Source organism: Pseudoalteromonas sp. MEBiC 03607 (assembly GCF_004792295.1).
Classification (GTDB): domain Bacteria; phylum Pseudomonadota; class Gammaproteobacteria; order Enterobacterales; family Alteromonadaceae; genus Pseudoalteromonas; species Pseudoalteromonas lipolytica_C.
Genome location: NZ_SRRY01000001.1, coordinates 227501 through 242052 on the forward strand (window position 1 = coordinate 227501; position 14552 = coordinate 242052).

Sequence of the window (14552 nt, forward strand, 5' to 3'; positions counted from 1 at the left end):
ACCCAGGTGGCTGCCTTCGCCATCGGTATTCCTTCAGATCTCTACGCATTTCACCGCTACACCTGAAATTCTACCACCCTCTATCACACTCTAGTTTGCCAGTTCGAAATGCAGTTCCCAGGTTGAGCCCGGGGCTTTCACATCTCGCTTAACAAACCGCCTGCGTACGCTTTACGCCCAGTAATTCCGATTAACGCTCGCACCCTCCGTATTACCGCGGCTGCTGGCACGGAGTTAGCCGGTGCTTCTTCTGTAAGTAACGTCACAGCTAAGTGCTATTAACACTTAACCTTTCCTCCTTACTGAAAGTGCTTTACAACCCGAAGGCCTTCTTCACACACGCGGCATGGCTGCATCAGGCTTGCGCCCATTGTGCAATATTCCCCACTGCTGCCTCCCGTAGGAGTCTGGGCCGTGTCTCAGTCCCAGTGTGGCTGATCATCCTCTCAAACCAGCTAGGGATCGTCGCCTTGGTGAGCCATTACCTCACCAACTAGCTAATCCCACTTGGGCTAATCTTATGGCGTGAGGCCCGAAGGTCCCCCACTTTGGTCCAAAGACATCATGCGGTATTAGCAGTCGTTTCCAACTGTTGTCCCCCACCATAAGGCATATTCCCAAGCATTACTCACCCGTCCGCCGCTCGTCAGCAAAGTAGCAAGCTACTCTCTGTTACCGCTCGACTTGCATGTGTTAGGCCTGCCGCCAGCGTTCAATCTGAGCCATGATCAAACTCTTCAATTAAAAGTTTTTTCTGTCCCGAAGGACATGCTCAATGAATTCTGAATTTTGATATCTTTCGATATCGAATTGACTGTGCTGAAACAAGTAAACTTGTTTCCGTTGGTCACTCAGTTCAATTGAGACTCTAAATTTGTTTGCGTCATCTAGCGAACTAGAATCTGCTGTTAGAACTCAACCTGTACGAGTGCCCACACAGATGATTGCTTTATATTGTTAAAGAACGTTTTGAGATACTTTTGCGTCTCAAGGGCTGTGCATTCTACGCAAGCCGTTATTTTTGTCAACACTTAATTTTGAGAAAAGTTTAATTTTTCAAAACTCAGTCTTACTTGACTCAACCAACTCGTCTTTTCGCTTGTTTGTAAGCAGTCCGCCGTGTCGATGGATGCGCATTATAGGGAGATCCGAATTGAGATCAACTGTTTTTTGAAGTTTTTATGAAAAAAAATGACTGTTCGAGCAAAATACGAACGAAACGGGCAAAAAGCACACTAAATAGGGTCGTATTATAGCTATTTGGCCAATGAAGTTTATAAACACGCTTGTTTTTAACTTGTATAAGAGAAGATGTAACTACTAACGAGCACTATATTGATCTTTATATGTGATCTTAGTTACTAGTTACTAGTTGCTAGTTGCTAGTTGCTAGTTGCTAGTTGCTAGTTGCTAGTTGCTAGTTGCTTCAAGACTGTATAGTAAAGATATAAGGTTGGTAGAGGTATTTTAGTAATAATGAATTTCAGAAAGTAAAAAGCCGAGCATAGGCTCGGCTTTTTGGTGTCTTTACGACTTACTCTGCAGACTGCGCGTCTTCTTGAACTTCTTCGTTTGTCGCTGGGCGACCAACTAGTTCAATATAAGCCATTGGTGCATTATCACCAGCACGGAAGCCACACTTAAGAATACGAGTGTAACCACCAGGACGGTCTGTATTACGTGGACCGATTTCGCTGAATAATTTACCAACTACTTCATTATCACGCGTGCGAGCAAACGCTAAACGGCGGTTTGCTACACTGTCAGTCTTAGCCAGTGTGATTAAAGGTTCAATTACACGGCGCAACTCTTTAGCTTTAGGCAAAGTTGTTTTGATGATTTCATGTTTCACCAAAGAACCAGCCATGTTGCTGAACATCGCTTTGCGATGGCTGCTGTTACGGTTTAATTGACGACCACTCTTACGATGGCGCATGACCCTATCCTTCTAACTAAACTAATATAGTGATTTAGATTATTCAGCTAGGCTTGCAGGTGGCCAGTTTTCTAGGCGCATACCTAGAGATAGACCACGTGAAGCTAGCACGTCTTTAATTTCAGTTAGAGACTTCTTACCTAAGTTAGGCGTTTTAAGAAGCTCAACTTCAGTGCGCTGAACTAAATCACCGATATATTGAATTTGCTCGGCTTTCAAACAGTTTGCTGAACGTACTGTTAGCTCAAGATCATCAACTGGACGAAGTAGAATAGGATCGAATTCTGGCTTCTCTTCTTTCTCTTCTGGCTCAGTTACATCACGTAAATCTACGAATGCATCTAATTGCTCAGCTAAGATAGTAGACGCACGGCGGATCGCTTCTTCAGGATCTAAAGTGCCGTTTGTTTCCATATCAATGATTAACTTGTCTAAGTCTGTACGTTGCTCAACACGGGCTGATTCAACCGAGTACGCAATACGTTCAACTGGGCTGAATGATGCATCAAGCAGCAGACGACCAATTGGACGCTCATCGTCATCAGAGGATAAACGACTAGATGCCGGCACATAACCGCGACCGCGCTCAACACGAATACGCATGCTGATCTCGCTGCTATCTGTCGTAAGGTGACAGATAACGTGATCTGGGTTGGCGATAGTTACATCACCATCGTGCTGAATATCAGCCGCAGTCACAGGGCCTACACCAGATTTAGTCAGGGTCAGAAAAACTTCATCTTTGCCTTCTAAAGTTACTGCTAGACCTTTAAGGTTTAACAGAATTTCAATGATGTCTTCTTGTACGCCCTCTTTCGCGCTGTACTCATGCAATACACCGTCGATTTCAACTTCAGTTACTGCACATCCAGGCATAGATGATAACAGTATACGGCGTAAGGCATTACCCAAAGTGTGACCGAAGCCACGCTCTAATGGTTCTAAAACTACTTTAGAACGCGTTGGGTTGATAGCGTCGATATCGACTAACCTTGGTTTTAGGAATTCGGTAACAGAACCCTGCATTTTATCCTCTCTTAACTCTTAACTTTACTTAGAGTAAAGTTCGACGATTAGTTGTTCGTTAATGTCCGCAGACAGATCTGAACGCTCAGGTAGGCGCTTGAAGCTACCTTCCATTTTCTTACCGTCAACTTCAACCCAAGTCGGCTTTTCACGTTGCTCAGCCAACTCTAGAGCAGCGATGATACGTGCTTGTGTTTTAGACTTCTCACGAATCACAACAGTATCTTCTGGTGAGATTACGTATGAAGGAATGTTCACAACACGACCATTAACTAAGATCGCTTTGTGGCTAACTAACTGACGTGCTTCAGCACGTGTGCTAGCAAAACCCATGCGATATACAACATTGTCTAAACGTTGCTCTAAAAGCTGTAACAAGTTTTCACCTGTATTACCTTTAAGGCGAGCAGCTTCTTTGTAGTAGTTACGGAATTGCTTTTCTAATACACCGTAGATACGACGTACTTTTTGCTTTTCACGTAACTGTAAACCGTAATCAGATAAGCGACCTTTACGAGCGCCGTGCTGACCAGGTGCAGTCTCAAGTTTACACTTAGAGTCGATAGCTCTTACGCCGCTCTTAAGGAACAGGTCAGTACCTTCACGACGACTCAGCTTGAGCTTAGGGCCCAAATATCTTGCCATGTTATTTCTCCTAACCTATTGTTAAACGCGACGTTTCTTCGGTGGACGACAACCATTATGAGGGATTGGCGTCACGTCAGTGATGTTGGTGATACGGTAACCAGCAGCATTCAAAGCACGTACAGCAGATTCACGACCTGGACCTGGACCTTTAATGAAAACTTCTAGATTTTTTAAACCGTATTCTTGAGCAGCAGTACCTGCGCGCTCTGCAGCAACCTGAGCAGCGAATGGAGTAGATTTGCGTGAACCACGGAAACCTGAACCACCTGCTGTAGCCCATGATAGTGCATTACCTTGACGGTCGGTAATTGTTACAATAGTGTTGTTGAAAGAAGCATGAACATGAGCCATACCATCAGCAACTTGCTTTTTAACCTTCTTACGACGAATTGGTGCTTTAGCCATAATCTACCCCACCTTATTTCTTGATAGGCTTGCGAGGACCCTTACGAGTACGCGCGTTAGTCTTAGTACGTTGACCACGAAGTGGTAACGAACGACGGTGACGTAGGCCACGGAAACAACCAAGGTCCATAAGGCGCTTGATATTTAATGTAACTTCACGACGAAGGTCACCTTCTACAGTGTACTTGCCAACTGCTTCACGCAATACGTCAAGTGTTTCGTCTGAAAGTTCACCGATTTTTGTGGTCTCGGCGATACCAGTCGCTGCTAAGATAGCCTTAGAGCGAGTCTTACCTATGCCATAAATAGCAGTTAAACCGATAACTGCATGTTTATGATCAGGGACGTTAATGCCAGCGATACGGGCCACTAACACATCTCCTATATTTGAATTTGGTTATCATCTGTTTGAAAAGCCCGTAAGGATACTCAAACGAAGACCAAATCACAACTAAAAACACAGGCCGAGTAAATAACTCAGCCTGCACGACTGTTTAATTAGCCTTGCCTTTGCTTGTGCTTAGGCTCACTGCAAATTACGCGTACTACACCAGCACGTTTAATAACTTTACAGTTACGGCATATTTTCTTAACGGAAGCACGTACTTTCATTGCTCAACTCCGTAAAATGACCTTATCGGCCGTAGCCTTTAAGGTTTGCTTTTTTCAGCACAGAATCATACTGATGTGACATCAGATGCGTCTGTACTTGTGCCATAAAGTCCATGATTACAACAACGATAATCAAAATTGATGTACCGCCGAAATAGAATGGCGTTTGCCATGCCATAGTCATGAATTCGGGCACCAGACAGATAAAGGTTATATACAAAGCACCTGCCAATGTCAGGCGTGTCATCACTTTATCAATGTATTTAGATGTCTGCTCACCTGGACGAATACCTGGGATAAATGCGCCAGATTTTTTCAGGTTATCTGCTGTTTCACGCGGGTTAAATACCAACGCGGTGTAGAAAAAGCAGAAGAAGATAATAGCCGCAGCTAAAACCATCGCATATAAAGGTTGACCTGGAGTCAACGTTGTTGCGATTGCTTGTAGCACATCAGCGACCGGACCTTCACCCTGGCCGAACCAGCTTGCAATTGTACCAGGGAACAGAATTATACTGCTAGCAAAGATTGGTGGAATAACACCCGCCATATTTACTTTCAACGGTAAGTGCGTGCTTTGAGCAGCAAATACCTGACGACCTTGTTGACGCTTCGCATAGTTTACAACGATACGACGTTGTCCACGTTCAAAGAATACAACTAGGTAAGTAACAGCGAATACGATTACAGCAATCAATAACAGTACAAGTACATTCAGATCACCTTGGCGCGCCATTTCGGCTGTCGAACCAATAGCAGACGGCAGGTTAGCTACGATACCAACAAAAATCAGAACCGAAATACCGTTACCGATACCACGCTCTGTAATTTGTTCGCCCAACCACATAAGGAACATAGTACCTGTTACTAAACTCACTACAGCAGTGAAGTAGAAACCGATACCTGGGTTAACAACTAACCCGTCCATCATGCCCGGTAAGCTTGTAGCAATACCGATAGATTGGATAGTAGCAAGCACAAGCGTGCCGTAGCGTGTATACTGGCTGATTTTCTTACGCCCTTGCTCACCTTCTTTCTTAAGCTCTATAAACGGCGGATACATATGCGTTAATAGTTGCGTAATAATCGAAGCCGAGATATACGGCATAATACCCAGTGCCAACACTGAGGCTCGCTCAAGCGCACCACCGCTGAACATGTTAAACATTTCAACAATGGTGCCCTTTTGTTGCTCGAAGAAATCGGCAAGTACAGCGGCGTCAATCCCAGGGATCGGCACGAATGAACCTAGACGGTAAATAATGATAGCACCTAGTACGAATAGTAATCGACGCTTCAATTCCGAAAGCCCACTTTGTGCACTTTTCATATCTTGACCTGGTTTAGCCATTAGTACTTCCTTAGTCTTCTACCTTGCCTCCGGCAGCTTCGATAGCTTCGCGAGCACCTTTAGTCACTTTAAGACCTTTAACGGTTACTGCGCGTGAAACTTCGCCAGATTTTACTACTTTAACGAACTGGATGTTCTTTTTAACTAGACCAGCTGCTTGTAACGCGTTTACGTCTACTACATCGCCATCAACTTTAGCGATTTCAAAAAGGTTAACTTCAGTAGATACTAATGATTTACGTGAAGTGAAACCAAATTTAGGTAGACGACGTTGCATAGGCATTTGACCGCCTTCGAAACCAACGCGAACTTTACCGCCAGAACGTGATTTTTGGCCTTTATGACCACGGCCACCAGTCTTACCAAGACCAGAACCAATACCACGACCTAGACGTTTCTTTTCTGTTTTTGCACCAGCAGCAGGTGAAAGTGTATTCAAACGCATCGAATTAACCCTCAACCTTTACCATGTAAGAAACTTGGTTAATCATACCACGCACACATGCTGTGTCTTCTAACTCAACAGTGTGATTGATACGACGTAGACCAAGACCACGTAATGTAGCTTTATGCTTCGGTAAACGACCGATAGAGCTCTTTACTTGTGTTACTTTTACAGTTTTATTAGCCATGGTTTACCCCGTGATTTCGTCAACGCTAAGACCACGTTTAGCAGCGATTGACTCTGGAGAGTTCATGTTCTCTAGAGCAGCAATCGTTGCACGAACGATGTTGATCGGGTTAGTTGAACCGTATGCTTTTGACAATACGTTCTGTACACCAGTTACTTCTAGTACTGCACGCATCGCACCACCGGCGATGATACCTGTACCTTCAGAAGCAGGCTGCATGTATACTTTAGAACCCGCGTGGCGACCCTTGATTGGGTGCTGTAGCGTGTTACCGTTAAGGTCTACACTGATCATGTTGCGACGTGCTTTTTCCATTGCTTTTTGAATTGCAGCTGGAACTTCACGTGCTTTACCATAACCAAAACCTACTTTACCTGCGCCGTCACCAACTACAGTTAGTGCAGTGAAGCTAAAGATACGACCACCTTTAACCACTTTAGACACACGGTTTACCGCGATTAGCTTTTCAGCCAAATCAGGCTGTTGTTGCTTTGCTTCTACGTTAGCCATTGTCTACTCCTAGAATTGCAGACCGGCTTCACGCGCTGCATCAGCAAGCGCCTTCACACGGCCGTGATATTTAAAGCCACTGCGATCAAAAGCAATCTTTTCGATGCCTTTGTCAGCTGCACGTTCAGCAACCGCTTTACCAACTGCTTGAGCAGCCGCAACGTTACCTGTGCCTTTAACTGTTTCGCTAATTGCTTTTTCAACAGTAGAAGCAGCAGCCAGTACAGTACCCTCAGCAGTAACTACTTGAGCGTAAATGTGACGTGGCGTGCGGTGGATAACAAGACGCGTTGTGCCTTGTTCAATATAATTTCTACGAGTGCGTTTAGCACGACGTAGACGAGCTGTTTTTTTATCCATCGTCTTACCTTACTTCTTCTTAGCCTCTTTACGGCGTACATTCTCGTCCGCGTAACGAACACCTTTACCTTTATAAGGCTCAGGTTTACGGTATGCACGGATGTTAGCAGCTGTTTGACCAACTAACTGCTTGTCTACGCCCTTAACTAGAACTTCTGTTTGGCTTGGTGTTTCAATCGTAATACCTTCTGGTACTTCGAAATTAACTGGGTGTGAGAAACCAAGAGTTAAGTCTAATACTTTGCCCTTAGCTGCTGCACGGTAACCAACACCTACTAACTGAAGTTTCTTCTCGTAACCTTCATGCGTACCAACAACCATGTTGTTGATTAGAGCGCGAGCAGTACCTGCTTGTGCCCATGCATTAGCTACGCCTTCACGAGGTAAAGTTGTAATAACGTTGTCGTTAACTTGAACTTCAACAGCGTCGTTGATAGTGCGAGTTAATTCACCGTTTTTGCCTTTAACTGTGATGTCCTGGCCTTTTAATGTAACTTCTACACCGGCAGGAACATTGATTGGTGCCTTTGCTATGCGAGACATAGTTCCCCTCCGATTAAGCTACAAAGCCAATGATCTCACCACCAACGCCGGCACTACGTGCTGCGCGGTCTGTCATTAGGCCTTTAGAAGTTGATACGATAGCGATACCAAGACCACCCATTACCTTTGGTAATTCGTCACGTTTCTTATAGATACGTAGACCAGGGCGGCTAACACGCTGGATATTTTCAATAACAGCTTTGCCTTCGAAATATTTTAATTCGATAGAAAGCTCAGGCTTCGCTTCACCGCTTACAGCGTAATCTGCGATATAACCTTCATCTTTTAATACTTTAGCTACTGCTACTTTCAGTTTTGAAGTTGGCATCGTTACTGATACTTTCTTCGCTGACTGACCGTTACGGATACGTGTAAACAAATCCGCAATAGGATCTTGCAAGCTCATAGTCTTACTCCCGTGATACTATTACCAGCTAGCCTTTTTAAGGCCAGGAATTTCACCGCGCATAGCTGCTTCGCGAACTTTAATACGGCTCATGCCGAATTTGCGAAGGTAACCATGTGGGCGGCCCGTAACGTTACAACGATTACGTTGACGTGAAGGGCTAGAATCACGTGGTAAAGCTTGTAGCTTTAATACCGCGTCCCAACGATCATCGTCAGATGTATTAACATCACTGATGATAGCTTTTAGTGCCGCACGCTTTTCAGCATACTGAGCAACTAATTTAGTGCGCTTTGCTTCGCGCGCTTTCATAGAATTCTTTGCCATAACCCTACCCTTATTTCTTGAATGGGAAGTTAAACGCTTCTAACAACGCACGGCCTTCATCATCTGTTTTCGCAGAAGTAGTGATAGTGATATCAAGACCACGTACACGGTCTACTTTATCATAATCGATTTCTGGGAAGATGATTTGCTCACGTACGCCCATGCTGTAGTTACCACGTCCATCAAAAGACTTAGCACTTACACCACGGAAGTCACGAATACGTGGGATAGCGATTGAAACCAAACGCTCAAAAAAGTCCCACATACGCTCGCCACGTAGGGTTACTTTACAACCAATTGGGTAACCTTCACGCACTTTGAAGCCTGCAACTGATTTGCGTGCTTTAGTGATTAGAGGTTTCTGACCAGAGATTGCTTCTAGATCCGCAACAGCGTTATCTAGGATCTTCTTGTCAGCTAGAGCTTCGCCCACACCCATATTTAATGTGATCTTTTCGATCTGAGGGACTTGCATGACAGAGCTGAAACCAAACTTCTCTTGAAGCTCAGCAACTACTTTGTCTTTATATACTTCATGCAGTTTCGCCATCATTCTACTCCAACTATTAGATAGTTTTACCAGTAGATTTAAAGATACGTAATTTCTTACCATCTTCAATCTTGAAACCTACACGATCTGCTTTACCCGTTTCCGAGTTGTAGATCGCAACGTTTGATACGTCGATAGACGCTTCTTTCTCAACAATACCGCCAGCTTGGTTCAACTGAGGAACAGGCTTTTGGTGCTTCTTGATTAAGTTGATGCCTTCGACAAATACTCGACCAGATTCAGCAACAACTGAAAGCACTTTACCGCGCTTACCTTTGTCTTTGCCTGCTAGTACGATTACTTCGTCATCACGACGGATTTTTGCTGCCATGATAGACTCCTTATAGTACTTCTGGTGCTAGTGAAACGATTTTCATGAACTTTTCAGTACGAAGTTCACGAGTCACAGGGCCGAAGATACGAGTACCAATTGGCTGTAAGTTATCGTTTAAGATAACAGCCGCATTGCTATCGAAACGGATCAAAGAACCGTCCGGACGACGAACGCCTTTTTTAGTACGCACAACTACCGCGTTTTTAACATCACCTTTCTTCACTTTACCGCGAGGAATTGCTTCTTTTACAGAAACTTTGATGATATCGCCAACCGCTGCATAGCGACGGTGCGAACCGCCAAGGACTTTAATACACTGCACTTTGCGAGCGCCGCTGTTATCAGCAACGTCCAGCTGAGTTTGCATTTGGATCATGTTAATGACCTCCGGTGTAGAAATTACAACACGCCTTAATTTTGTTTAAAATCAAGACATTTCGGTTAAATTCCACTCAAAAAACAAGCAAGTTGTCTCTTAAGGGCGGGCAATTGTAGCAGCAATGGCAAGGAAGTGGTAGGTTATTTTTTAATTAATTTGGAATTAATCGCAATGCCTGCATTGAGGAATTACAGCAGCTTGCTGGTTTGTTATTGATTATAAAACAAACAGGGCGCAAATGCGCCCTGTTTTTGACTTTAATTAAATTTTTATTAATTACCAAATAGACCTTTTAATTTGTCTTTAATTTTATCTTTGGCTTTTTCTTTCACTTCTTCTTTAGCCGCATCACTTACATCGAGCTTATAGCCAACATCATGGAATGGGCCTTTGATACGCAGTGGAATTTTAAACCCTGTACTGTCATCGGTCGTGCCTTGCCCTTCGATTGAATCAACAATCCCCGTTACTAAGCGATAGTCTACATTCGTCATAGGTAAATCAACTTTACCTGAGCCAGTGATACGAATAAGTGGGCTAAGTAGTGACAGGTCTTTATTTTCACCAACACCGTTAGTGAATACAAAACTGCCCTGCAATGCTGAGAAGTCTGTTTGCTGTGAGTTATCAAAACCAGTATCTAAACCTTCTGATACTGCGCTTAAGTTACCTTTAATGAGCTCTTTTGCTTTACGAACCATCTCTGCAATGTTGGCCCCTTTTACTGCACCATCAGCAAACTCAAAGCCTAACTTACCATTTAAAGCATTTATAAAGCTCTTTTGACTTTGGCCTGTGGTCGTTAGATCCCAGTTTAGAGAGCCTTTACCCATCAACTTATCGAAACCGGCCGCATCAGTCAGTAATGGCTGTGCATCGATTTTATCTAAAGCGAAGTTGGTGCTAATTTTATACGGTGTTTGCTTGGCATTGACCGTGATCACACCTTTACCATTACCCTCGTAAGCAACAAACTTATCTAGGCTGATTTTAGCTAGTGCATCTTTCAGGTTTACCGTTAACTGGTTTTCACCAAGAGTAATATCATTTGCTTTTAAACCACTTGAGCGCACGACTACATTTGCATCCAATGCATTTAAGCCACTCATATCAATTGCAGTATCATCCCAAACAATTGGTTGTGCTGGCGCATCTGCTGCAGGCTCTGCTTGTTCTTCTTTAGCTACGCCCTCTGGTAGGTAAGGGTTTAAATCAAGCATGCCTAAATCAATATCGGCATTCACAGCTAAGCGGTCACCAAGCTTAATATCGCTTTTACCTTTAATTTGCAGCTCATCTAACGTGGCAAGTAGCTCAGTGAGTTTAAACTGCTGCCCTTTTAGGTGCATTGAACCTTTTATATTAAAGGCATTAAACGCATTTTCTTTTGCATTAAGCTCAACACCTTGCCAGCTTGCAATGTTTTTAACTGAATCACCGCTAACAGAAAGAAGCCCTTGCACGTCATTGCCCATTTCTGCAATTGCACCTTTAAAGTTCAAATCGACTAAGCGTGAATCAAGCTCTGTGCTGACATTAAAGGTTTCGCCTTCAATCGCTTTTACTGGTGTATCTAGCGTGACATCTAAGTTAAAGCGCTCACCCATATAGGTAATACCGCCTTTTAACTCGAGAGTCTTACGAAGAGAAGGTAATAAGATGGCTAATTCTAAATCACTTATCTGTTGTTTGGCCCCGGTTTTACCATCTAGGTAAGTGAAAGTGCCGCCATAGATTGCTACTTCACCAAGTTCGATATCAAAGTTATCTGGTAAGTTAACAGCGCCAGAACTTTTTTGCTGCTCTGTCTGTGGTTGCTCAGCAACGGCATCAAATAACTGCCAGTTTGCTTTACCATTTTTATCGGTTTCTAATAAAATCGTTGGTTCGTTAATAACAAACTTATCTAGCTTAAACTCACCGCCAAATAGCGACATCCACGGGATACGGATAGCAAGTTGCTGCATGCTTGCCATATCTTTTTGCGAGCCAGTTTGCATATTGGCAAAGTGTACATCATTCAGTTCGAGCTTTAATGATGGAAATACCGACAGCTTTTTATCGCCATTAATTGTCAGACTACGACCTGTGGTTTGTTCTACTTGCTCCGATACTTTATTAAATATCGCGTCTGTAGGTATGAGGAATGGTGCTGCGACTACCAATACAATTAGTAATACGAAAATGACACCAACGATTTTCAATAAGGTTTTCATAATCATCCTTAAAAATGGGCAAACAATGTTCATATCATAGCGGGAGTTAGGCGCAAATGCATTGCCCAACACATAAAAAGCTTTGTAAACAAGCTTAGGTACAAGAATATGAATCAGCGCTGAAACATTTTGATACCTATAGGTTATAAAAAGCTCTTGACTAAATGATACCCTAGGGTTACATTGATACCTAGAGGTTACAAGAATATAAACTAAACACTTCCAGAGGATGGACTTTATGAAACAACTAGATATTAAAACTGAAGAAAAATTTATGAGTCAGAATATATGGCTTAGTTTAAGCACAGGCATGTTTTTTTTACTTCTAAGTATTAACTCACTATCTAAGCATGATGTAGAGGAGAGTCTATTTGTTGTAATGAGTGTTTTATTTTATGTGGTTTTAGTGATTATTTACCTCATTAAGGGTGGGTTTCCGTTAAAAATGTATTTTCAATACGCTTATAAAGATGAATTTCTAAACACCATAGACACTAGTGCACATAAACATACTAGTTTTGCAATTGTACTTTGTCTTCTTGGTGTTTCTTATATAAACAATGCAATACCCAGCGAAGTTTCGCATGCAGCTATGGCATTATTCTACCTAGGTATCATGCTCTGTATATATGGCGCATCACTACTATGGCAAAACCGTGATTAGGAAATAATGTGCAAAATAATATCGCTAAATTCCGTAAAGATAAGGGGTTATCGCAGCAAGAACTTGCTGATGCCATTGCAGTATCACGTAAAACTATTAGCACAGTTGAAACAGGCCGCTTTATACCCTCGGTGATTATTGCGTTAAAAATTGCTGCTCACTTTGAAGTGGCCGTTGAGCAATTATTTACACTCGATGACAACGATTAATCTAAAAATCAGTGGCAATCTTGCTTATAAATTATCAGTAAGATTGCATCATTTCATTACTTCGGTATGATGCACGACCCTGTTGTTTTTGCACCCTGTGTACTAAAATTAAACAACCCAACTTGGTCAAAACTGGAGTATCGATTAAGCATGAAGAAACTGCTTATTTCACCGTCAAAAATGGCGCTTGGCGAGCAAGAAAGTCAAATTTATCAAAACATCCTCAAGCAAGCCTCTGATATCAGCTTAAACCTAATGGCAGTTAAAGTAGAAAATCATCCTGAAGACTTTTTAGGTTGGTGCTATGAGCTATTAAGTGCAAGCCGCGATCGCATTAATTACGATCTATTAGAAGATAAGCAACTTCCTACGCTAAAAAAACTTCATGACTTATTAATTTCTGCAATCAGCTTTTTGCAGTTAAAAACCTTAAGGGTTGCGCCATGGCCGGTTATCGCAGGCTTCATCGAGCAGCATCAAGAGCTAATTGCCCTTGATGAGCAACTACGCTTAGCTAATTACATTGCTGCAATTAAATCGCAATCACTGAAAGAAATGATCCCAGAAGACCGTTTAGCGTTTTCAGGTAAACACAGTGCCTCGCTTGATCCAAGCAGCTATAACTTCGACGTTGAATGGTTTGCTTCTACTAAGAACGCAAAAGGTTTCCACCAAATGTTGAGTGATTTACCTGGTGCGTTCGATGAGGCTCTTGTGCACATTCCACTTGAGGGCGAGGTAACTCAAGAACATTATCAACACTTCATGATTGCCTACTTCATGGCATTTAATGGCAGCGATGAAAAACCAACGCTTGCTCCTGCTACTCGCTTACTTGCGATGCGCCGACCTGACGTGTTTACACCAATCGTAAATAGTAAACTTGATGCCCTTTGTGCGGCATTAGGCATTACTAAGCTAAATAACCGCGATTTTGAGCGCTACTGGCAAGATATAGTCGAAGCAATTCATAGTATGCCTTGGTTCAAAATGGCCAGCGCAGCAAACGAGCTTGAGCAATCTTTAGTTGAAATCAAAGCCCTATTACCGAGCTTCTTCTATTACGCAGATAAGAGCACCGCAGATAACTCTAATTATATTAAGTTGTTAAACAAACCTAAGAGTACAACGAGCTCAGCAGGTAAAAAGACGGTACGCCGTGGCAAAGAATCAGCTGAGATACTGGTAGACCGTGCATTAGCAAGTGACGATATCCCTGAACATATCAAGGCTAAACGTGACTCTATCATCAGCGAAGTTGAAAAAGGTCGTAGCGTTGAAGAGACAATTAGCTTAATGCGCGCAATTTTTGGCTAAGTCACTCTCAAACAAGAAAAACCTGGTTGCTTCGCAATTGTGCAACCAGGTTATTTTTTGCACCACGCAAGTGCGCATGAATAATTCAAAGAAAACTAATTTTTAAAAAATAGTAAGCTTAATAGGC

21 protein-coding genes and 1 rRNA gene (1 of these 22 cut by a window edge) are annotated in these 14552 nt (G+C 42.8%); 3 read left to right on the forward strand and 19 right to left on the reverse strand.

Features of this window, described 5'->3' with window-relative positions; all coding sequences use genetic code 11:
- From E5N72_RS00950 to E5N72_RS01040, 19 genes are all read right to left on the reverse strand, one after another.
- Positions 1-744: ribosomal RNA gene (locus E5N72_RS00950) — 16S ribosomal RNA — on the reverse strand (it extends 797 nt beyond the left edge of the window).
- 790 nt (positions 745-1534) lie between these two features.
- The gene (gene rplQ, locus E5N72_RS00955) at positions 1535-1936 is read right to left on the reverse strand and encodes a 50S ribosomal protein L17 (protein WP_004589197.1); all 402 of its coding nucleotides are present in this window, start codon (positions 1934-1936) and stop codon (positions 1535-1537) included.
- Between the two features lie 39 nt (positions 1937-1975).
- Entirely contained in the window at positions 1976-2962 is a 987-nt protein-coding gene (gene rpoA / locus E5N72_RS00960) for a DNA-directed RNA polymerase subunit alpha (RefSeq protein WP_004589198.1), read from the reverse strand.
- Positions 2963-2986: 24 nt separating this feature from the next.
- On the reverse strand, positions 2987-3607 hold the full coding sequence (rpsD, locus tag E5N72_RS00965) for a 30S ribosomal protein S4 (RefSeq protein ID WP_135922848.1): 621 nt from the start codon (positions 3605-3607) through the stop codon (positions 2987-2989).
- A 21-nt stretch (positions 3608-3628) separates the two neighbouring features.
- Positions 3629-4015 carry a 30S ribosomal protein S11 gene (gene rpsK, locus E5N72_RS00970; RefSeq protein WP_036974009.1) on the reverse strand — a complete coding sequence of 129 codons (387 nt, stop codon included), beginning with the start codon at positions 4013-4015 and terminating at the stop codon, positions 3629-3631.
- Between the two features lie 13 nt (positions 4016-4028).
- Entirely contained in the window at positions 4029-4385 is a 357-nt protein-coding gene (gene rpsM, locus E5N72_RS00975) for a 30S ribosomal protein S13 (RefSeq protein ID WP_036974011.1), read from the reverse strand.
- A 128-nt stretch (positions 4386-4513) separates the two neighbouring features.
- Positions 4514-4627: a 50S ribosomal protein L36 gene (rpmJ, locus tag E5N72_RS00980; RefSeq protein WP_002959476.1), complete on the reverse strand. Its 114-nt coding sequence runs from the start codon at positions 4625-4627 to the stop codon at positions 4514-4516.
- Between the two features lie 22 nt (positions 4628-4649).
- Positions 4650-5978 (reverse strand): preprotein translocase subunit SecY, encoded by a 1329-nt coding sequence (gene secY / locus E5N72_RS00985; protein ID WP_036974013.1) that lies wholly within the window; start codon positions 5976-5978, stop codon positions 4650-4652.
- Positions 5979-5988: 10 nt separating this feature from the next.
- Positions 5989-6423: a 50S ribosomal protein L15 gene (rplO, locus tag E5N72_RS00990; protein ID WP_135922849.1), complete on the reverse strand. Its 435-nt coding sequence runs from the start codon at positions 6421-6423 to the stop codon at positions 5989-5991.
- 4 nt (positions 6424-6427) lie between these two features.
- A complete protein-coding gene (rpmD, locus tag E5N72_RS00995; protein ID WP_016710201.1) occupies positions 6428-6610 on the reverse strand; it encodes a 50S ribosomal protein L30 in 183 nt (60 codons plus the stop codon).
- A 3-nt stretch (positions 6611-6613) separates the two neighbouring features.
- Positions 6614-7120, reverse strand: a complete 507-nt coding sequence (gene rpsE, locus E5N72_RS01000) for a 30S ribosomal protein S5 (RefSeq protein WP_036974018.1) — start codon at positions 7118-7120, stop codon at positions 6614-6616.
- Between the two features lie 9 nt (positions 7121-7129).
- Complete coding sequence (gene rplR / locus E5N72_RS01005) at positions 7130-7480, reverse strand: 50S ribosomal protein L18 (protein ID WP_036974021.1); 351 nt, start codon at positions 7478-7480, stop codon at positions 7130-7132.
- A 9-nt stretch (positions 7481-7489) separates the two neighbouring features.
- Entirely contained in the window at positions 7490-8023 is a 534-nt protein-coding gene (gene rplF, locus E5N72_RS01010) for a 50S ribosomal protein L6 (protein ID WP_054554387.1), read from the reverse strand.
- 13 nt (positions 8024-8036) lie between these two features.
- On the reverse strand, positions 8037-8429 hold the full coding sequence (rpsH, locus tag E5N72_RS01015) for a 30S ribosomal protein S8 (RefSeq protein ID WP_063702326.1): 393 nt from the start codon (positions 8427-8429) through the stop codon (positions 8037-8039).
- A 21-nt stretch (positions 8430-8450) separates the two neighbouring features.
- Complete coding sequence (gene rpsN / locus E5N72_RS01020) at positions 8451-8756, reverse strand: 30S ribosomal protein S14 (RefSeq protein ID WP_135922850.1); 306 nt, start codon at positions 8754-8756, stop codon at positions 8451-8453.
- Between the two features lie 10 nt (positions 8757-8766).
- The gene (rplE, locus tag E5N72_RS01025) at positions 8767-9306 is read right to left on the reverse strand and encodes a 50S ribosomal protein L5 (RefSeq protein WP_058586187.1); all 540 of its coding nucleotides are present in this window, start codon (positions 9304-9306) and stop codon (positions 8767-8769) included.
- Positions 9307-9322: 16 nt separating this feature from the next.
- The gene (rplX, locus tag E5N72_RS01030) at positions 9323-9637 is read right to left on the reverse strand and encodes a 50S ribosomal protein L24 (protein WP_054554391.1); all 315 of its coding nucleotides are present in this window, start codon (positions 9635-9637) and stop codon (positions 9323-9325) included.
- A 10-nt stretch (positions 9638-9647) separates the two neighbouring features.
- Positions 9648-10016, reverse strand: coding sequence for a 50S ribosomal protein L14 (rplN, locus tag E5N72_RS01035; RefSeq protein ID WP_010378257.1), 369 nt, complete (start codon positions 10014-10016; stop codon positions 9648-9650).
- 275 nt (positions 10017-10291) lie between these two features.
- Positions 10292-12235: an AsmA family protein gene (locus E5N72_RS01040; RefSeq protein ID WP_135922851.1), complete on the reverse strand. Its 1944-nt coding sequence runs from the start codon at positions 12233-12235 to the stop codon at positions 10292-10294.
- 238 nt (positions 12236-12473) lie between these two features.
- Here E5N72_RS01040 and E5N72_RS01045 point away from each other — a divergent pair, with 238 nt between their 5' ends.
- The 3 genes from E5N72_RS01045 to E5N72_RS01055 all read left to right on the forward strand — a co-directional run bounded on the left by E5N72_RS01045 (position 12474) and on the right by E5N72_RS01055 (position 14425).
- A complete protein-coding gene (locus tag E5N72_RS01045; RefSeq protein WP_135922852.1) occupies positions 12474-12899 on the forward strand; it encodes a hypothetical protein in 426 nt (141 codons plus the stop codon).
- An 8-nt stretch (positions 12900-12907) separates the two neighbouring features.
- Positions 12908-13108, forward strand: coding sequence for a helix-turn-helix transcriptional regulator (locus E5N72_RS01050; RefSeq protein ID WP_135922853.1), 201 nt, complete (start codon positions 12908-12910; stop codon positions 13106-13108).
- Positions 13109-13258: 150 nt separating this feature from the next.
- The gene (locus tag E5N72_RS01055) at positions 13259-14425 is read left to right on the forward strand and encodes a hypothetical protein (RefSeq protein WP_135922854.1); all 1167 of its coding nucleotides are present in this window, start codon (positions 13259-13261) and stop codon (positions 14423-14425) included.
- Positions 14426-14552: the final 127 nt, after the last annotated feature.